The following is a 16,918-nucleotide window of genomic DNA, read 5'->3' as shown; positions in this document are numbered from 1 at the left end:
TGCGCGGGGCCGGCCGGTTGCGTGCCTCTTCGGTGGCACCGGTGCCTCCCTCGGGTGGGGGAGGGGGATCGGCCGGGTGCAGGATTCGGCGGCCGGTGCGGGGCGGGAGGCTGGGCGGTGTCGCAGGGGTTGCGGCCGGAAGGGGGAGGGTGATGGCGGGGGCGGTCCGGCGGGTGGCCGGGTTTGCGGGGGCGGCGGCGATGGTGCCGTACGCGGTGATCAAAACGTCCTGGGTGGTGGGGGCACTGGCCGGGGTGCTCCCGGCCGGGGAGGGCTTCGGTACGGCGGGGTGGGTGGTGCTGAACGCGGTGACGGTGGGGATGGCGGCGGCCGGGATCGGGCTCTCGCTGGCGCTGACCCGGCCGGCGTGGAGCGCCCGCTTCCCGGTGTGGCTGCTCCTGCTGTTCGCGTGGATCGGTGCCGGGTTCCTGGTGCCGATGCTGCCGTACTCGGTGGTGGCGGCGCTGCTGGGCGCGGACCCGGACGACCCTCCGGCCGACGGCGGTGGGGACGGGTCACCGATGCCGGGCTGGGAGGGGGCACTGATCGGAGTCGGCTTCGGGGGGCTGGCGATCGGCCTGGCGGTGGCGCTGCCGATCCACCTGCGGGAGCGGTGGCCGGACGCGTTCCACGGCCGAGTGCGCCTGCCGGGCACGGGTGGTGACAGCCGGACAGGCTGCAAGAGTCGGCCCGCCGGCACAGCCGTCACCGCCGTGGCGGCCTCGGCCGCGGTCGCCGCGGCGGACCTGTACTGGGCGGCGGGCGGCAGCCTGGGGATCGTCCGACCCGAGCACCGCGAGCCGGCGTGGCGGCTGATGACCGGCAACTCCGGGCTCTGGGCCCTGCTCGGCTGCGTGAGCGTCCTGGTGCTCGCCGGCGGCCGCCGCGCCGGTCGGCTGCCGGTGGTGCTGCCGATCAGCGCGGCGTGGATCGCGTCCGGTTCGCTGTTCGCGTGGGGGGCGTGGAAGCTGCCGTTCGCGGCGTACCTGGCATCCCGGGCCGACGGGGAGGTCCCGTGGCCCGAGGATCTGGCGGTGGTGGCCGCCCGCGACGCGGTCGCGCTGGTCGCGGGCGCCGCCGTGCTGTCCGTGGTGCTCTCGGCGCACCGGTCCCGCCGGGCCGCCCGGCCGGCCGGGGGGTGAACCCTGCCGGGTCAGGCGGTGCGGCCGAGGGTGGCGAGGTAGGGGCGCCAGCCGCCGTGGTCGGTGATCTCGCGGTGGACGCCACGTTCGAGTTCGCCGCGGGCGAGCAGCATCGAGAGCGAGGGGGTGCCGTCGGCGAGGGTGATGACGCCGAGTTCGAGTTCGCGCGGTTCGCCGGGGAGGATGACGTCGCGCAGGTGCTCCAGCGGGACGTCGTACAGCTCGCCCTCGATGGCGGTGGTGGCGGCGGGGTCGGCGAGCAGGCCGGGGCAGACGTCGCGGATGGAGAAGAACCGGTAGCCGGGGGCGGTGCGGACCGGGCCGAGCAGGTACTCGGCGACGGAGGGGTGGAAGGGGCCGCCCACCATGGCCTGGCCGTTGAAGAAGATGCGGGCCATCTCAGGGACTCCCGTGGCTCGTGCCCGTCCGGTACGGCCGCCGCGTCGCGGGGGACGGGCGGCCATACGGAACGGTGCATTCGGTGCGGCCAGTTCTCCACCGTGGCAGGCGGCAGAACGGCTGCGGACGGATAGATTCGCTCTCAGTCGAGCAGGGCCAGCGCCGGCAGGGTGAGGAAGTCGACGAACTCCTCCGCCAGCGAGACCCGCTCGAACAGCTTGGCGGCCTCGGTCCAGCGCCCACCGGCGTAGACCTCGTCGCCCAACTCACTGCGCAGCGCGGCGAGTTCCTCGGCCACCAGCCGGCGGACGAGCTCGGCGGTGGTCTTCTCGCCGGTGTCGGAGAGCACGACGCCGTTGTTGATCCACTGCCAGATCTGCGAGCGGGAGATCTCGGCGGTGGCGGCGTCCTCCATCATGTTGAAGATGCCGACCGCGCCGTGCCCGCGCAGCCAGGCCTCGATGTACCGGATGCCGACCTGGACGGCGTTGTGGAGACCGACCTCGGTGCAGGTCCCGCCGGCTCCGGCGACGTCGAGCAGCTGGGCGGCCGTCACGACCTCGTCTGAGCCGGGGTCGTCCTTCTGGTTCGGACGGTCGCCCAGCACCGCGTCGAAGCAGGCGCGGGCCACCGGGACGAGGTCGGGGTGGGCGACCCAGGAGCCGTCGAAGCCGTTCCCGGCCTCGCGGTCCTTGTCGGCCTTGACCTTCTCCAGGGCGGCCGCGTTGACCTCGGGGTCCTTGCGGGAGGGGATGAAGGCGGCCATGCCGCCGATCGCGTGGGCGCCGCGCCGGTGGCAGGTCTGCACCAGCAGGCGCGTGTAGGCGGCCATGAACGGCGAGGCCATGGTGACGCTGTTGCGGTCCGGCAGGATGTAGTGCTCGCCGGCGTCGCGGAAGTTCTTGACGATCGAGAAGAGGTAGTCCCAGCGGCCGGCGTTGAGGCCGGCGGCGTGGTCGCGGAGCTCGTAGAGGATCTCCTCCATCTCGAAGGCCGCGGTGATGGTCTCGATCAGGACGGTGGCCCGGATGGTGCCGTACGGGATGCCGAGGGCGTTCTGGGCGTAGGTGAAGACGTCGTTCCAGAGGCGGGCCTCCAGGTGGCTCTCGGTCTTCGGGAGGTAGAAGTACGGCCCGGAGTTGGGGTCCTGTTCGCCCTTGGCCAGCAGGCGGGCGGCGTTGTGGAAGAGGTACAGGCCGAAGTCGAGGAAGGCGCCGGCGACCGGGGTGCCGTCCACCAGGAGGTGGTTCTCGTCGAGGTGCCAGCCGCGGGGGCGGACGACCACGGTGGCGAGCTCGGCGGCGGGCCGCAGCCGGTACTCCTTGCCGGCGGCGGAGGTGAAGTCGATCCGGCCCTCGAAGGCGTCGATCAGGTTGACCTGGCCGGTGACCACGTTCTCCCAGGTGGGCGAGGTGGCGTCCTCGAAGTCGGCGAGCCAGACCCGGGCGCCGGAGTTGAGGGCGTTGACGACCATCTTGCGGTCGGTCGGGCCGGTGATCTCCACCCGGCGGTCGCGCAGGGCGCGCGGGGCCTCGGCGACCTGCCAGTCGCCGGAGCGGATGTCCGCCGTGTCGGGCAGGAAGTCGAGGGTGCCGGCGGCGGCGATCTCGGCGCGGCGGGTCTTGCGTCGGGCCAGGAGTTCCTGACGGCGCCCCTCGAACGCGCGGTGGAGGCCGACCACGAAGGCGACCGCCTCGGGGGTGAGCACCTCCTCCGCACGGGGGACGCGCGGACCGGCGACAGTGACGACCGGAGCGGCGGGAGAGGCGCCGGCGGGTCCCTGTTCTGCAGCCATGGGCAGGACACTCCTTGAACGGTGGTGAAAGCTCGGGGAGCTCCGGTGGGAGCTTCCCGGATCCGGACCCGTAGGGAAGGGTTCCGTTCTGTAAGGTGGAGACTAGTTTCCGCGATACAGAATTTCAACGGTTTGTTGAGGTGATCGCTGGGACTCTACTCCTCCTCCGACAGTGAAGGGAACGCGCATGGCCGGCACCCCCGCCACCGCCCCGAACGGCACCGACCGCGCCTCGGGCGGCGTGCAGTCCGTCGAACGCGCCTTCCAGCTGCTGGAGGCCCTGGCCGACTCCGGCGGGATCGCCACGCTGAGCGAGCTGTCCACCACCTCCGGGCTGCCGATGCCGACCATCCACCGTCTGGTTCGTACCCTCGTCCAGCAGGGCTATGTACGCCAGGACACGGCTCGTCGGTACACCCTCGGCCCCCGGCTGATCAGGCTCGGCGAGACCTCCGGCCGGCTGCTCGGCAGCTGGGCGCGCCCGTACCTGGCCGAGCTGATGGAGGCCACCGGGGAGACCGCCAACCTCGCGGTGCTGGAGGGCGGCGAGGTGGTCTACGTCGGGCAGGTGCAGTCGCGCCGGTCGATGCGGATGTTCACCGAGGTCGGCCGCCGGGTGCAGCCGCACTGCACCGGCGTGGGCAAGGCGCTGCTGGCGCAGCTGCCCGAGCAGGAGGCCCGGGCGCTGCTCGGCCCGGCGCCGCTGCAGGCGCACACGCCGTACACCGCGACCGAGCCGCAGGCCCTGCTGGAGCAGCTGGCCGTCGCCCGGGAGTCGGGCTTCGTGGTGGACGACCAGGAGCAGGAGATCGGGGTGCGCTGCATCGCGGTGGCCGTCCCGGGTGCGCCGACGCCGACCGCCCTGTCGGTGTCCGGTCCTGAGGCGCGTATCCGGGCGCTGGAGACGCAGGAGGGCAGCGCGGCGCTCGTCCCCGTGATGAGCCGGGTCGCCGCGAAGCTCGGCCAGGTGCTGGCCCCCTGACGTGCCGTCCGGCCGGTCAGTCCGGCGCGGGGGCGCCGAGCTGGGCCGCCGTCAGCTCGAAGACGGTCAGCTGCGGCTCGGCCCCGGCCTCGCGGAACAGCCGCGGCGCGGCGGCCATCTTGGGGTCGGACCGGACGGCCTGCAGCGCCGCCAGGTCGCGCCACAGGCTCTGGATCCGCCAGCTGCCGGCGGCACCCCTGAGCAGCTCGGTACGGATCAGCCCGTCCGGCAGCGGCCCGGCCACCAGCGTGCGGTAGGAGTCGACGAACGCCTCCTCCCGCTCCGCGGCGACGTGGCCGCTCACCTCGCTCAACACGCGTCCGGTCATCCTGCCCACCTCCGTGAGCTGCCCTCGGTGGCAGCTACTGTGAGTATGCGACGCCACACGGACAGTGGGAGTGGAGCACGGCCGGGAGAGTGACGCGCCGCCTCGCGGCGGCGCTGGGGGTGGTGCTCGCGGTGGCCGGGACGGCCGCGCTGGCGGCGCCGGCGCCGTGGGACCTGTCGGTGGTCCGGATGGACCCGGACCCGGCCGCGCCCGGCGGGACGACCACCGTACGCGCCTTCGCGGCCAGCCTGGGCCCGGCCACCGCCGCGGCCCCGGCACCGAGCCCGGGGGGCACGTCACGCTGGTGGCCGCCGGCGACCGCGACCCGTCGGACGACCGGACCGCGATCACCCTGGCCGTGGGCTGACCGTCAGCGGTAGACGCGGACGTAGTCGGCCGCGAAGGTGATCGGCGTGCTGCCGGAGGGCGCCGGGTGGTACTGGCCGGCGCTCAGCGACAGGTTGAGGATCAGGTACGCGGACCAGGTCGCGCCCACGCCGGTGCCGTCGGAGAACACCTTGACGCCGTTGACGTACCAGTCCACCGAGTTCGTGCCGTAGTAGGTGCCGATGGTGACCCACTTGTCCTTGGCGACGGCATTGGCGTCGGTGACGTACTTCGAGCCGGACTTGACGTGGTTGGTCATCTCCAGCAGGTTCGGGTTGTCCGGGTGGTACTCGAAGGAGTCGATCTCGCTGCCACCGTTCTTCCAGGTCCACAGCGCCGGCCAGGCGCCGGTCCCGGCAGGCATCCGGACCCGGGTCTCGGCGTAGTCGCCGGTCTTCACCTGGAAGCCCTGGCTGGAGTACTCGGTGGTGAGCAGGCCGGTGTCCCAGGCCTGCTTGCCGTTCTCCAGGATGTGGGCGGAGGGCTTGGCGGTGAAGGTGGCCACGCCGTCGGCGACGCTGACACCGCCGGTGGTCAGCCAGTCCAGCTTGTTGTCGTCCGGGTTGTGGTTGGCGTAGCGGTAGGCGCTCGACCGTTCGCCGGTCCACTTGGAGCCGTACGCCACGGCGCCGTCGAACTCCTCCGACCAGGTGAGCGCCTTGCCGGGGACCGGGGAGCCGGTGGTCGGCGCGGAGGTCGGGGTCGGCGTGGAGGCCGCGGCGGGGGTGGCCGAGGTCGCGGGGGCGACGGTCAGGGTGCGCGAGGGCAGGTTGTGCCAGACGTTGTTGGCGTCCTGCCAGAAGCCGAACTGGGTGTAGGTGCCGGCCTGCAGGGTGCGGGCGCCGCTGGTGAAGGTCACGCCCTCGGGGCAGATCCGGACGTTGCTGGCGTTCCCCGGGAAGTCCATGTTGCTGCCGTAGACGTCGCGCAGGCCCACGCCCACGGTCTTGGCGGTGAAGCAGGAGGTGGAGTGGACGGTCAGGCTGGCCTTGGCGGCCACCCCGGCGGTCATCGCGGACGGCGAGAGTGCGTCCTGGTAGACGGAGCCGGCGGCCTCGGCGTTGCCGGCGGCCAGCGGTATGCCGATGAGGGCGGCGGCACCGGCGAGGGCTCCGACGCGGGCGGGCTTGGAGATGCGCATGGGGGACCTCTGCGACGCCTGCGAGGTGAGCTGTCGGATTCGGACCGTGAGGTAGCCCGGCCGCCGGAGGGCGGCTTCACCCCGAGCGGTGTCCGCCACGCCGCGAGGGCGCGGGGGTACCGCGTACTGACCTGGTTCCCCCGCTCCTGCCCGTGTTCCGTGCTCGAGTGCCCGTCGGCGGGTGGACAGGACTCGGCGTGCCCGTCGGACGGGTCCCGCGCGGAGCGGGACGTGTCCGAAGCAGGCTAAGCGCACGGCCGGGGGGCGACAACGAGACGCATCCCCCGGCCGCCGCGGCCGGGGGCAAGATCACCGGCCACGGGGTGGAGCGGGCCCCGGTCCGCTAGGTTGGAGGCTGTGGCCGGAGCCCCGGCCGTACCGTCCTGAACGCCCCGACCGCCTGAGGATCACCAGACGATGACCGCGTCCCTGCCGGGCTTCGCCGGCCGCACCTACCTGTTCCAGGTCGACAACGGCGCCGCGTTCCGCAACGCCTACTCGGCCGACGGGACGCGGCTGCGCTGGGAGGGCCTCGGCGAGTCGGCGGGTCAGTGGGAGGACGTCAGCCTGCATGTGGCCGAGGTCGCGCCGCAGGTCTACTTCGTCAGCTGGACGGAGAAGAGCGGCATCACCGTCAGCCACGTGATGGACCTCGGCGCCCTCACCGTCCGGGTCTTCTGGACCTGGGAGGGCGAGGGCGGCCGGGTCGGCGAGCTGCACACCGGCACGCTGGAGCAGGTCGGCTGAGCCGGCCCGCTCTCACTCGGCCTTGAGCCGCCCGGACAGCCACTCCATGGTCGGCGGCAGCAGCCGGCCCCAGGTCTGGAAGTTGTGGCCGCCCTCGGGGACGTTCGCGGTGGCCACCGTCATCGGCGCCTTCACCGCCGCCGCGAAGGCGTCGGTGTCCCGCTTGTAGTCGCCGTCGCCCTTCTCGGCGCCGGCGACCATCACCGAGACCGCCGGCTGCGGCAGGTTGTTCAGCCGCCACAGCAGGTCGGCCTCGTCGCGGCGCTGCTGGCTGCCCTTGAACAGGTCGCCGGTGGTGGCGTCCTCGGCCGCCTTGTAGTACCCGGACAGCGAGACCGCGCTCGGGAACGCCTCCGGGTGGCGCATCGCCATCTTCAGCGCGCAGTACCCGCCGGTGGAGTTGCCCATCACGGCCCACGCCTTGGGGTCGGCCGGCACCCGGTAGGAGGCGGCGATCACCCGCGGCACGTCCTTGGTGAAGTACGTCTCCGAGCGGGCGCCCTCCGGGATGTCCTCGCACTCGGTGTCGGCGGGCATCGCCGGGGACGGGCGCATCAGCACCAGCACGGTCGGCTGCATCTTGCCGGACTGGTTCAACTGAAGTGCGACACCGGGGTAGTTGAGCCGGGTGATCAGGTTCTTGGCGTCACCGGGGAAGCCGGTCATCACCACCACCGCCGGGAACTTCCGCTGCGCGTGCTCCGGCTGGAAGTACTGCGGCGGCAGGTAGACGTAGCCGTCGGTGGACAGGCCGGAGTAGGGGCCGCCGATCCGTACCGCGTGGATCTCGCCGACCACCTTGGGGTCCTTGCCGCCGGAACTCTGGACCTGCTCGCGGCCCAGCTCCTCCACCGTCACCACCGGCACCTCGACCGGGGCGGTTCCCGTGCCCGCCCCCGGCGCCGCGGCGCCCGGCTTGGCCTGGACGGTGACCGGGCCGGCGTCGCCGGTGCCCAGCAGGTCGTCCCAACTGCTGTAGAAGGTGAAGTAGTTGTTCGCCATCAGGGCGAGTGCGCTCAGCACGGCCAGCTGGGTGCCGAGCAGCACCCCGATCCGGCCCAGCACCGCCGGCCAGGTCGGCTTGGCCAGCCTCGGCCACCCCCACACCGTCGCCGCCATCGCCAGCACCGCCACGACGACCGCAATCGCCAGCACCTTGTGGCTCGTCAGCCCCATTGTCCCCGTTGTCCCGTTGTCCCCGCGATGTCCCCGCGTACGTCCACGACCGCCCGGGGCCGACGGCCGGCCCGGGCGCCGGCGGGGCCCCGTACCCGGTTCCCCGGCACTCTCCCGACCGACGCTCAAGTATGCACACCCACCTCCCCGCGACCGACGGCGGGCAGGCGGGCACGCGGGTGAACCGCCTGGGCCGGACCGGCTCAGGACTCGACGGGCAGCGGACGCCCGCAGCGCAGGTTCCACCGGCCCGCCCGGCCGGTGAGCTCGGTGACCGTCAGCGGCGCCACGTCGAGCCGCCAGAACACGGCCGCCGGCAGGCCCAGCGCGCGGACCACCGCCGCCCGGACCACCGCCGGCTCCACCACCGCGAGCACCCGGCCGCCCACGACGGCCTCGCCGTCCAGCCAGCCGGCGACCCGCGCGCACAGGTCCAGCACCGACTCCCCGCCGTGCGGGGCCGCGGCCGGATCCGCCAGCCACTGCGCCACGGCTGCCGGATCCTCGGCCGCCACCTCCTCCAGCCGCCGGCCCCGCCAGCGGCCCGGATCCAGATCGGCCAGCTCCCCCGTCTCCCGCGCCCGCAGCCCGAGCGCCCCGGCGGTCGCCGTACAGCGCGCGGACGGACCGGCGAGGTGGCGGTCGGCGGCGGGAAGGGCGGCGGCGGCCCCGGTCGCGGCCCGCAGCCCGGCCGCGTCCGGCGGGGCGTCACCACCGAACCGGGCGGCCCGCAGATCCGCGCCGACCGCCGGTGAGACGAGCATCACCCGTGCCGTGCTCCCCGCCATTCCGGTCCTCCCCGCACCGACTCGCCCGTGTACGGACCGACTCCGCGCTTCCGCACGCCCCTGCCGCGCCTCTTGGCCCTGATCCCCGCACACGGTACCGTCACCTCGACAATTGATGACGGTGTGACGGAAGTCCGGTGCAATTCCGGCACGGTCGCGCCACTGTGAATCCATCGGCTGACAGTCCGTCATCCGAGGAGAGTCAGACCCCACACCGTCGTCCACCGCTCCACCGAACGGGACGCGTGTTCCCACCAGGAGGTCTGGTCATGGCTCACCCCATCACTGCCGCCGCCCCCGCGGTCACCCCCATCTCCGTCAAGGCGATCGCCCCCTGGGCGCTCTTCGTCGGCCTGCTCATGCTCACCCTGCTCTACTTCGTCGGTGCCGAGCAGGGCGCCACCGCGCTGCTCTCCGGCGAGCAGGTCCACGAGTGGGTCCACGACGGCCGGCACCTGCTCGGCTTCCCCTGCCACTGAACCTGAAGGGGAAGCACCACCGATGAACTCCGTTTCCGTCAGATCCCTGCTCGTCCGCGGCATGCTCGCCGGACTGGTGGCGGGTCTCTTCGCGCTCGCCGTGGCCTACCTCCTCGGCGAGCAGCACATCGACGCCGCGATCTCCTTCGAGGAGGCGCAGCCGCACAGCCACGGCGACGGCGGCGAGGAACTGGTCAGCCGGGCCCTCCAGTCCACCGCCGGGCTCGCCACCGGCATCCTGGTGTACGCCGTCGCGCTCGGCGGAATCGCCGGGCTGGTCTTCGCCTTCATGCTGGGCCGGACCGGCCGGTTCGGCCCGCGGGCGACCGCGCTGATCCTCGCCTCCTCCGCGTTCGTCTCCGTCTACCTGGTGCCGTTCCTGAAGTACCCGGCCAACCCGCCGGCGGCCACCGACCCCGACACCATCAACCAGCGCACCGGCACCTACTTCCTGATGATCGCGCTCAGCGTCCTGCTGGCGGTGGGGGCGACCATCCTCGGGCGGCGGCTGGCGCCCGCGCTCGGGAACTGGAACGCCACGGTCGCGGCGGTGGCCGGGTTCGTGGTGGTGACGGGGCTGGTGTTCTTCTTCCTGCCCTCGTACAACGAGGTTCCGGAGCACTTCTCGGCGGAGCTGCTGTGGAACTTCCGGGTGTCGGCGCTGGCGATCCAGCTGACGCTGTGGTCCGTCTTCGGCGTGGTCCTCGGCCACCTCGCCGAACGCCTGGTCCACCCGACCCCGGCCGCCCGCGCCGTCCCGGCCGCCGCCTGAGGCGACGCCTTCGCGGGCAACCGGGCACGCACAAACGCTGCGCGGGCAACCGGGCAACCACCGACAGGGGCGCGGGAAACTGCGCGATGCGGAAGGCTCACGTAGAGCCCTCCCGCCGCGCGCAGTTCCTCGCGCCCCTCATGGTTGACCGGTTGCGTCGTAGGTCTCCGGCGCCTGAGGTCAGACCGGGACGACTGCTACCGGGCAGTGGGCGTGGTGGAGGAGGGCGTGCACGGAGGTGCCGAGGCGGAGGCCGAAGTGGGGGGCCGGGGCGTGGCGGGAGACGACCAGGAGGGCGGCGTGCCGGGAGGCGTCCACCAGGGTGGCGGCCGTGGCGCCGGTGAGCTGCCGGAAGACCACCTCGACCTCGGGGTAGTCCTCCTGGACGGGCTCGACCGTCCGCCGCAGGAGTTGCTGGTGCAGCCGCTCCTCCTCCCCCAGTTCGTCGACCATCGGCGCCATGTGCCCCACGTCCGCCACCACGGGTGACCAGGTGTGCAGGGCCTCCACCGGGACGCCCCGCCCGAGCGCGCACTTGACGGCGAACCGCAGCGTCGCGGTGTCCCGCTCGTCGCGGACCGCGACCAGGACCCTGCTGCCCGTCTCCGGCGCCCCCCGCACCACCACGGTGGGACAGGTCGAGTGGGCGACCACCCGCAGGCTGACCGATCCGAGCAGCAGGGAGGCGAAGCCGCCGTGGCCGCGGGTGCCGACCACGGCGAGTTCGGCGTGCTCGGCGGCGGTGAGAACGGCCTCGGCGGCGGCCCGGGGGACGACGTCCCCGGTCAGCCGGAGGGCGGGGTGGGCGGCCCGGAGCTTGCCCTGGGCCTCGTCGAGGAGGGTCTGGGCGTCCCGGAGGATGAGGTCGGTGACGGCGGCGCCGGTCCGCGGGGAGAGGGTGACGGTCCCGGTGTTGACCGCGTGGACCAGGTGGAGGGCGCAGTCGCGGCGGCCCGCCTCCTGGGCGGCCCATTCGGCCGCGGCCTCGGCGTGCGCCGATCCGTCCACTCCGGCGACCACGCCTGCGGGGGCTCTGTTGTTCATGTTCGGCTCCCTGTCCAGCCGTCCGCCGGGCCCGGCCGGGGCCGGGGGCGGACGGCCGCTGGTCTCCAGGATGCCTCGCCGCCCGCCCGGGCGCCTCGCCCCGCGGACTAGGACGTGCCCAGCAGGGCCGCGGCGATCCGGCGTGCCCGGAGGGCGGGCTCGGTGGTGCCCTCGCGGACGGCGGTCACGATCGCGCCGTCGATGAGCAGCACCAGCTGTTCGGCGAGCGCGGCGTGGTCCTCGTACCCGGCGCCGGTGAGCAGCCCGTCGAGGTAGGCGACGACGCTCGCCTTGTGGCCCGCGGCCACGCGGTGGGCGGCGCTGCCGCGGTCGGCGGCCTCGACCATGGTGTTGACGAAGGCGCAGCCGCGGAAGTCCTGGCGGGCGAAGCGTTCGGCGAGGGCGTCGAAGACGGCGAGCGGCCGCTGCTCGGGCGGCAGGTCGCGGGCGTCGACGGACTCGCGCAGCCACTGGCGCCAGCGGATGTCCCGGCCCTGGAGGACGGCCACCACCAGGTCGTCCTTGCCGGCGAAGTGCCGGTAGAAGGAGGCGCGGCCGACGCCGGACTCGGTGAGGATGCGGTCGACGCCCACGGCGCGGATGCCCTCGGCGTAGAAGAGGTCCTCGGCGGTGCTGAGCAGGCGGGCTCGGGCTTGGGTTGCCATGCCCTGATGGTACCGATCGGTTCCGAGTTCGGGAACATCCTTGACGCCAAACGGTACCGATCGTTACCGTCTTGCCAACGAGAACGACCGGTACCGTTTTGGTGGTGCCGGGCGACCGATGGAGGACGACGTGGCACGCCTACCGCAGCTCACCCCGGACACCGCCGAGGCCGACCAGCGCGACCTGCTGGAGGCCACCCGCCGGCAGCTCGGCCGGGTCCCCCACTTGTACGCCGCGCTGGCCAACGGCCCGGCCGCCCTGCGCGGCTACCTGGCCCTGCGCGACGCGCTGACCGGCGGCGTCCTGGACGAGCGGCTGCGCGAGCAGCTGGCCCTGCTGGTGGCCCAGGAGAACGGCTGCCTCTACTGCGTCTCGGCGCACACCCTGCGCGGCGGCCGGCTGCTGGGCATGTCGGAGGAGGAGCTGCTGGCCACCCGCCGGGCCGAGGACACCGACCCGCACGCCCGGGCGGTCCTGGGGATCGCCTCCGAGGTGGTCCGCACCCGGGGCCGGGTGGACGACGCGCTGCTGGCCCTGGCCCGGGCGGACGGTGTCACGGACGCGGAGCTGGCGGAGATCGTCGCGCATGTCGCGCTCAACACGCTCTCCAACTACTTCAACCACCTCGCCGAGCCCGACCTGGACTTCCCCGCGGTCGCCTCGATGGACGTCACGGACGCGGAGGCCGCCCGGTGAACGCGCAGCCGAACTGGCGGGAGGACGCCACCGTCGAGCTGGTCCCGGGCTACACCCTGCGGTCCGCGGACGGCACCCCGGTGGAGCGGCTGACCGGGGTCCGGATCGCGGTCGAGGGCGGGTTCGTGCACGTGGCCGTGCCGGGTGTGGACGGCGTCCAGATGGTCTCCGCGCCGGCCGTCCGCCTGCTCGGGTACCCGACGGCGGCGGGGGGGCTGAGGCTCAGTCCAGCCCGGACCGCCACTCCTCCAGGTAGTCCTGGAGGATCTGCCGCAGGTGGTGGCCGATCTTCAGGTAGTCCAGGTCGTCGAGGTTGGCCAGCGAGACCCGGACCGACCACTCCGGGCCGTCGAAGCCGCCGCCGTTGAGCAGGACCACCCCGGTCTGCTCGGCCAGCCGGAACAGCGGCTCGGTGGGCTCGTAGGTGCTGCGCAGGTACGCGGCGAACTCCGGGCCGGCGGCGAGCGAGGCCTGGGAGAGCAGGTCCAGTTCCACGTAGTAGCCGGCCCGCTGCGAGTCGTCGGTCATCCGCATCTCCGACCCCTCCATCAGCAGGCCTAGCCGGCGGCGGACGATCTCCCGGATCCGCTCCTTGTACCGGCGGCCCTCCGGGAGCAGCGCGAACAGCGAGAACAGCGCCATCTGGGCCTGCTGCGGCAGGCTCAGCCCGGCGGTGTGGTTGAGCGCGACCTGGCGGGAGTCGGCGACCATCCGGTCGATGAACCGCATCCGCTCGGGGGCCACGGTCAGCGACCGGTAGCGGCGCGACAGCCGGGCGGTGTCGGCGGGCGGGAGGGCGGCGATGGCGTCGTCGATGACGTTGTCCCGGTGCAGGCCGATGACGCCGAGCCGGTGGCCGGTGCAGCCGTAGTGCTTGGAGTACGAGTAGACCAGCAGGGTGTTGCGGGGGAGCTCGGCGGCGAGCGAGCGGAAGCCCTCGACGAAGGTGCCGTACACGTCGTCGGTGACGATGACCAGCCCGGGGTTGCGGGTGGCGACGATCTCCTTGATCTGCGCGGCGACCCGGCGGGAGAGCTCCAGCGAGGGCGGGTTGGAGGGGTTGACCAGGCAGAGCAGCCGGATCGCCGGGTCCTCCAGCTTGGCGACCTCCTCGGTGGGGTAGCGCCACTCGCGGACCCCGGCCTCGGTGAACCGGTTGGCCTCGATCCGGACCACCTCGAACCGGTAGTCGTCCAGCTGCGGGATCTCGAGGTACGGGCTGAACAGCGGCACCATCAGGGCGATCCGGTCGCCGCGGCGGAGCACGCCGTTGCGCAGCAGGGAGTCGAAGGCGTAGCAGATGGCGGCGGTTCCGCCCTCGGTGGCGAACAGGTCGAGCCGGTCCGCGGGGGGCCGGCGGTCCATCAGTTCCTCGTGCAGGTAGCCGCGGACGATCCGCTCGGTGTGCGGCAGCATCCGGTCCGGCAGCGGGTAGTTGTCGCCGATGGCGGCGTCGGTGAGCTCGTGGATCAGGGCCTCACGGTCGAGGTCGAGGCGGTCGACGGCGAGGGCGAGGCAGTCGGTGAGCAGCTCGATGCCGGGCAGGCCGGGATGGGCGCGGGTGAAGCGGTCGTAGCGGGCGGCGATGCCGTGCCGCTCCGGCATGCCGCCGAGGTCGTCGGCGGTCCAGACCCGGCGGGACTCGGCGATGCCGAAGTGGCCGAGGGCGAGGTGGGCCTCGCGGGGGCCGGTGGCGATCCAGTTCGGGTTGCCGCGGCCCGCGTTGAGCATGTGCGCGGTGGACTTCTCCTTCTGGCCGGGCGCGTCGGTCTGGAACGCGGCGGCGAGCCGGAGGAACTCGTCCTTGAGCTCGAAGGGGCTGAGCCGGGCGAGCCGGCGCATCTCGTCGCGGTCGATCGAGGGCCTGGTCATGGTGTGCGGTCTCCCCAGGGCGGCGCGGCGATGGGCCCCGCCTGCGATTACACCGCAGCTCCCGGGGCCCGCCCCGGCCAACACGCCGCCCCGGCCGGCCGGGCCCGCCGCCGCCGGACGGCTCCGTGCGCCGGGGCCGGCGGCGTCCGGGAACGCCGTGGGGGCCGCCCGGCGGATCGGGCGGCCCCCACGGAGGGGATCAGGCCGGGACCTTCTCCGGCTCGGGCAGCGGCAGGATCTCCCCGCCGCCGTGCTCCACGTTGAGCTCGGGCAGCAGGCGGTCCAGCCAGGCCGGGAGCCACCAGTTGAGGCGGCCGAGCAGGGTCATGGTGGCCGGGACGAGCAGCAGGCGGACCACGGTGGCGTCCACCAGCACCGCCACGGCCATGCCCACGCCCATCATCTTCACGGTGATGTCCGGGTCGATCGCGAAGCCGGTGAACACCGCCACCATGATCGCGGCCGCGCTGCTGATCACCCGTCCGGTGGCCGACAGGCCGCGCACCACGCTGCCCTTGGGGTCGCCGGTGACCAGCCAGTCCTCACGGACCCGGGCGAGCAGGAACACCTCGTAGTCCATCGACAGGCCGAACAGCACGGTGAACATCAGGATCGGCACCCAGCTGGACACCGGTACCTCGTGCGGCAGGCCGAGCGCCTTGGCGCCCGCGTCGGACTGGAAGATCGCCGTCATCACGCCGTACGCCGCGGCCACCGAGAGCAGGTTCATCGCGGCGGCCTTCACCGCGATCACCGGCGCCCGGAACAGCACGGTGAGCAGGATCAGCGACAGCGCCACCACGAACGGCACCACCACCCACAGCCGCTCGGACAGCCGCTGGGAGATGTCGGAGAAGGCGGCGACCACGCCGGTGACCTCGGCGCCCTCGGGCAGGACCTCGGTGCGGACCCGGTCGAGCAGTTCCCTGGTGTCGGTGTCCTGCGGGCCGGTCCTCGGCTGGACCGAGATCACCGCGGCGTCCTGAGCCTGGTTCACCAGCGGCGGCAGGACCGCGGCCACGCCCGGGTCGGCGCCCAGCTTCTGCACGATCGGCGGGAGTTCGGCGACGGGCACCCGCCTGAGGTCCACCGCGACCAGCAGCGGCCCGTTGGCGCCGGGCCCGTACGCGTCGGCGATCAGGTCGTACGCCTTGCGGGTGGTGTTCCCGGCGGCCTGGCTGCCGGCGTCCTGCGGCCAGGTCCGCATGCCCAGCATCGGCGCGGACAGCGCCAGCAGGACGGCCAGCGAACCGACCGCGGCCAGCACCGGGCGGCGGCCGATCAGCTGCGCCCAGCGCTCGGTCCGGGTCGGTCCCGCGGCCTTGCGGACGGTGGGCTCGCGGCGCTCGGCGCGGCGCAGCAGGCGCGGGCCGGCCAGCCCGCACAGCGCCGGGACGAGGGTGAGCGAGGCCAGCATCACGGCCCCGACCACGGCGAAGGTGGCGTAGCCGAAGGAGGAGTAGGTGGACAGGCCGGCCAGCTTGAGGCCGAGCAGGGAGACCAGCACGGTGGAGCCGGCGATCACCACCGAGGAGCCGGCGGTGGCGGTGGCCTCGGCGGCCGCCGCCCGCTTGTCCAGGCCCTTGCGCAGGCCCTCGACGTGCCGGCTGACCAGCAGCAGGGCGTAGTCGATGCCGACGCCGAGGCCGACCATGCTGGCGACGGTGGGGGCGGTCGGGCTGATGTCCACCACGGCGGAGAGCAGCGCGGTCAGCGCGGTGCCGAGGCCGAGGCCGGCCAGGGCGACCACCAGCGGCAGCCCGGCGGAGACGACGGTGCCGAGCGCGATCACCAGGATGACCAGGGCGGCGACCATGCCGATCGCCTCGGCGGTGCCGTCGGGGGCGTTGAAGTTCTCCGGTACCTGGCCGCCGAACTCGACCTGGAGGCCGGCGTCCTGGGTCGGACGGGCCGCCTCGCGGAGCGCGTCCAGGCCCTCGGAGCCCTTGAACTCGGTGACCGGGATGCGGTAGCTGACGGCGAACAGGGCGGTGTCGCCCTGGGCGGAGAGCACCGGCTCGGCGACGGTGGCGGCGCCGCGGACACCGCCGAGGCGGGTGCGCAGCTCGGCCAGGGCGGCGGCCGGTACCGGCTTGCCCGCGCGGTCGTGGACCACCACCCGGGCGCTGGCACCGGACATCTCGGGAAAGCGTTCGACGAGCAGGTCGTTGCCGGCCGTGGAGCGGGTTCCGGGCACCCGGTAGTCGTCGCGCGGGGTGCCGCCGAACGCCGAGGAGAGCCCGAGGGCGACGGCTATCAGCAGCAGCCACCCGAGGACGACGCGCCAGGGTCTGGCGGCCGCGGCGCCGCCGAGGCGGCCGAGGAGGGAGGACATGACGGGCCTTTCGGCTGTACAGACTGACGAGACCGCACCAGCGTCGGCGACGGCGCTTGGAACCGGCTTGGCACGGGGGCGTCCGCCCGGTTCCAAGAGCGCCGGGCGCGCTCCAAGTGCGCGGGGGGCTCCACCTGCGCGGGAGGCTCCGCGGGCGCCAGGGTTTCAG

16 protein-coding genes and 1 riboswitch are annotated in these 16,918 nt (G+C 73.5%); of the genes, 6 read left to right on the top strand and 10 right to left on the bottom strand.

Translation table 11 applies throughout. From position 1 onward, the window contains the following. The first annotated feature begins 152 nt into the window (after positions 1–152). Positions 153–1,142: a hypothetical protein gene (locus ABWK59_RS27125; RefSeq protein WP_354643255.1), complete on the top strand. Its 990-nt coding sequence runs from the start codon at positions 153–155 to the stop codon at positions 1,140–1,142. A gap of 11 nt (positions 1,143–1,153) precedes the next feature. Here ABWK59_RS27125 and ABWK59_RS27120 read toward each other — a convergent pair whose 3' ends face one another. Together ABWK59_RS27120 and aceB are read right to left on the bottom strand one after the other, a co-directional pair. After that, a complete protein-coding gene (locus ABWK59_RS27120) occupies positions 1,154–1,540 on the bottom strand; it encodes a gamma-glutamylcyclotransferase (protein WP_354643254.1) in 387 nt (128 codons plus the stop codon). A gap of 143 nt (positions 1,541–1,683) precedes the next feature. After that, a complete protein-coding gene (gene aceB, locus ABWK59_RS27115; RefSeq protein ID WP_354643253.1) occupies positions 1,684–3,336 on the bottom strand; it encodes a malate synthase A in 1,653 nt (550 codons plus the stop codon). 187 nt (positions 3,337–3,523) lie between these two features. On the opposite strand from aceB, the gene ABWK59_RS27110 reads away from it, so the two are divergent. Next, the gene (locus ABWK59_RS27110) at positions 3,524–4,318 is read left to right on the top strand and encodes an IclR family transcriptional regulator (RefSeq protein ID WP_354643252.1); all 795 of its coding nucleotides are present in this window, start codon (positions 3,524–3,526) and stop codon (positions 4,316–4,318) included. Between the two features lie 16 nt (positions 4,319–4,334). Here ABWK59_RS27110 and ABWK59_RS27105 read toward each other — a convergent pair whose 3' ends face one another. Together ABWK59_RS27105 and ABWK59_RS27100 are read right to left on the bottom strand one after the other, a co-directional pair. Then, positions 4,335–4,646 (bottom strand): antibiotic biosynthesis monooxygenase, encoded by a 312-nt coding sequence (locus ABWK59_RS27105; RefSeq protein ID WP_354643251.1) that lies wholly within the window; start codon positions 4,644–4,646, stop codon positions 4,335–4,337. A gap of 370 nt (positions 4,647–5,016) precedes the next feature. After that, positions 5,017–6,174: a glycoside hydrolase family 16 protein gene (locus ABWK59_RS27100; protein ID WP_354643250.1), complete on the bottom strand. Its 1,158-nt coding sequence runs from the start codon at positions 6,172–6,174 to the stop codon at positions 5,017–5,019. A 2-nt stretch (positions 6,175–6,176) separates the two neighbouring features. Next, positions 6,177–6,346: riboswitch (cyclic di-AMP (ydaO/yuaA leader) on the bottom strand. A gap of 245 nt (positions 6,347–6,591) precedes the next feature. On the opposite strand from ABWK59_RS27100, the gene ABWK59_RS27095 reads away from it, so the two are divergent. After that, positions 6,592–6,921 carry a MoaF-related domain-containing protein gene (locus ABWK59_RS27095; protein ID WP_354643249.1) on the top strand — a complete coding sequence of 110 codons (330 nt, stop codon included), beginning with the start codon at positions 6,592–6,594 and terminating at the stop codon, positions 6,919–6,921. 12 nt (positions 6,922–6,933) lie between these two features. On the opposite strand, the gene ABWK59_RS27090 is transcribed toward ABWK59_RS27095, so the two are convergent. Both ABWK59_RS27090 and ABWK59_RS27085 read right to left on the bottom strand, forming a co-directional pair. Continuing rightward, positions 6,934–8,097: an alpha/beta hydrolase gene (locus ABWK59_RS27090; protein WP_354643248.1), complete on the bottom strand. Its 1,164-nt coding sequence runs from the start codon at positions 8,095–8,097 to the stop codon at positions 6,934–6,936. A 203-nt stretch (positions 8,098–8,300) separates the two neighbouring features. Further along, positions 8,301–8,885, bottom strand: coding sequence for a histidine phosphatase family protein (locus ABWK59_RS27085; protein WP_354643247.1), 585 nt, complete (start codon positions 8,883–8,885; stop codon positions 8,301–8,303). A 269-nt stretch (positions 8,886–9,154) separates the two neighbouring features. Here ABWK59_RS27085 and ABWK59_RS27080 point away from each other — a divergent pair, with 269 nt between their 5' ends. Beyond that, positions 9,155–9,364, top strand: a complete 210-nt coding sequence (locus ABWK59_RS27080; protein ID WP_354643246.1) for a CbtB domain-containing protein — start codon at positions 9,155–9,157, stop codon at positions 9,362–9,364. Between the two features lie 22 nt (positions 9,365–9,386). After that, positions 9,387–10,136, top strand: coding sequence for a CbtA family protein (locus tag ABWK59_RS27075; protein WP_354643245.1), 750 nt, complete (start codon positions 9,387–9,389; stop codon positions 10,134–10,136). A 180-nt stretch (positions 10,137–10,316) separates the two neighbouring features. Here ABWK59_RS27075 and ABWK59_RS27070 read toward each other — a convergent pair whose 3' ends face one another. Next, the gene (locus ABWK59_RS27070) at positions 10,317–11,180 is read right to left on the bottom strand and encodes a universal stress protein (protein WP_354643244.1); all 864 of its coding nucleotides are present in this window, start codon (positions 11,178–11,180) and stop codon (positions 10,317–10,319) included. A 107-nt stretch (positions 11,181–11,287) separates the two neighbouring features. Beyond that, positions 11,288–11,845 (bottom strand): TetR/AcrR family transcriptional regulator, encoded by a 558-nt coding sequence (locus ABWK59_RS27065; RefSeq protein ID WP_354643243.1) that lies wholly within the window; start codon positions 11,843–11,845, stop codon positions 11,288–11,290. A gap of 130 nt (positions 11,846–11,975) precedes the next feature. On the opposite strand from ABWK59_RS27065, the gene ABWK59_RS27060 reads away from it, so the two are divergent. Further along, positions 11,976–12,542 (top strand): carboxymuconolactone decarboxylase family protein, encoded by a 567-nt coding sequence (locus tag ABWK59_RS27060; RefSeq protein WP_354643242.1) that lies wholly within the window; start codon positions 11,976–11,978, stop codon positions 12,540–12,542. Positions 12,543–12,764: 222 nt separating this feature from the next. Here ABWK59_RS27060 and ABWK59_RS27055 read toward each other — a convergent pair whose 3' ends face one another. Continuing rightward, positions 12,765–14,414 (bottom strand): bifunctional aspartate transaminase/aspartate 4-decarboxylase, encoded by a 1,650-nt coding sequence (locus tag ABWK59_RS27055; protein WP_354643241.1) that lies wholly within the window; start codon positions 14,412–14,414, stop codon positions 12,765–12,767. A 199-nt stretch (positions 14,415–14,613) separates the two neighbouring features. Beyond that, positions 14,614–16,749, bottom strand: coding sequence for an MMPL family transporter (locus tag ABWK59_RS27050; protein ID WP_354643240.1), 2,136 nt, complete (start codon positions 16,747–16,749; stop codon positions 14,614–14,616). Between the last annotated feature and the right edge of the window lie 169 nt (positions 16,750–16,918).

It is taken from the genome of Kitasatospora sp. HUAS MG31, from assembly GCF_040571325.1.
Classification (GTDB): Bacteria; Actinomycetota; Actinomycetes; order Streptomycetales; family Streptomycetaceae; genus Kitasatospora; species Kitasatospora camelliae.
The sequence above is the reverse complement of the archived record's forward strand: the minus strand, read 5'-3'. Positions and strand labels throughout refer to the sequence as shown.

Excerpts from the sequence above, each read along its gene's own strand:
- ABWK59_RS27125 (WP_354643255.1), top strand. The coding sequence starts at position 153 with ATGGCGGGGGCGGTCCGGCGGGTGGCCGGGTTTGCGGGGGCGGCGGCG.
- ABWK59_RS27120 (WP_354643254.1), bottom strand. The coding sequence starts at position 1,540 with ATGGCCCGCATCTTCTTCAACGGCCAGGCCATGGTGGGCGGCCCCTTC.
- aceB (WP_354643253.1), bottom strand. The coding sequence starts at position 3,336 with ATGGCTGCAGAACAGGGACCCGCCGGCGCCTCTCCCGCCGCTCCGGTC.
- ABWK59_RS27110 (WP_354643252.1), top strand. The coding sequence starts at position 3,524 with ATGGCCGGCACCCCCGCCACCGCCCCGAACGGCACCGACCGCGCCTCG.
- ABWK59_RS27105 (WP_354643251.1), bottom strand. The coding sequence starts at position 4,646 with ATGACCGGACGCGTGTTGAGCGAGGTGAGCGGCCACGTCGCCGCGGAG.
- ABWK59_RS27100 (WP_354643250.1), bottom strand. The coding sequence starts at position 6,174 with ATGCGCATCTCCAAGCCCGCCCGCGTCGGAGCCCTCGCCGGTGCCGCC.
- ABWK59_RS27095 (WP_354643249.1), top strand. The coding sequence starts at position 6,592 with ATGACCGCGTCCCTGCCGGGCTTCGCCGGCCGCACCTACCTGTTCCAG.
- ABWK59_RS27090 (WP_354643248.1), bottom strand. The coding sequence starts at position 8,097 with ATGGGGCTGACGAGCCACAAGGTGCTGGCGATTGCGGTCGTCGTGGCG.
- ABWK59_RS27085 (WP_354643247.1), bottom strand. The coding sequence starts at position 8,885 with ATGGCGGGGAGCACGGCACGGGTGATGCTCGTCTCACCGGCGGTCGGC.
- ABWK59_RS27080 (WP_354643246.1), top strand. The coding sequence starts at position 9,155 with ATGGCTCACCCCATCACTGCCGCCGCCCCCGCGGTCACCCCCATCTCC.
- ABWK59_RS27075 (WP_354643245.1), top strand. The coding sequence starts at position 9,387 with ATGAACTCCGTTTCCGTCAGATCCCTGCTCGTCCGCGGCATGCTCGCC.
- ABWK59_RS27070 (WP_354643244.1), bottom strand. The coding sequence starts at position 11,180 with ATGAACAACAGAGCCCCCGCAGGCGTGGTCGCCGGAGTGGACGGATCG.
- ABWK59_RS27065 (WP_354643243.1), bottom strand. The coding sequence starts at position 11,845 with ATGGCAACCCAAGCCCGAGCCCGCCTGCTCAGCACCGCCGAGGACCTC.
- ABWK59_RS27055 (WP_354643241.1), bottom strand. The coding sequence starts at position 14,414 with ATGACCAGGCCCTCGATCGACCGCGACGAGATGCGCCGGCTCGCCCGG.
- ABWK59_RS27050 (WP_354643240.1), bottom strand. The coding sequence starts at position 16,749 with ATGTCCTCCCTCCTCGGCCGCCTCGGCGGCGCCGCGGCCGCCAGACCC.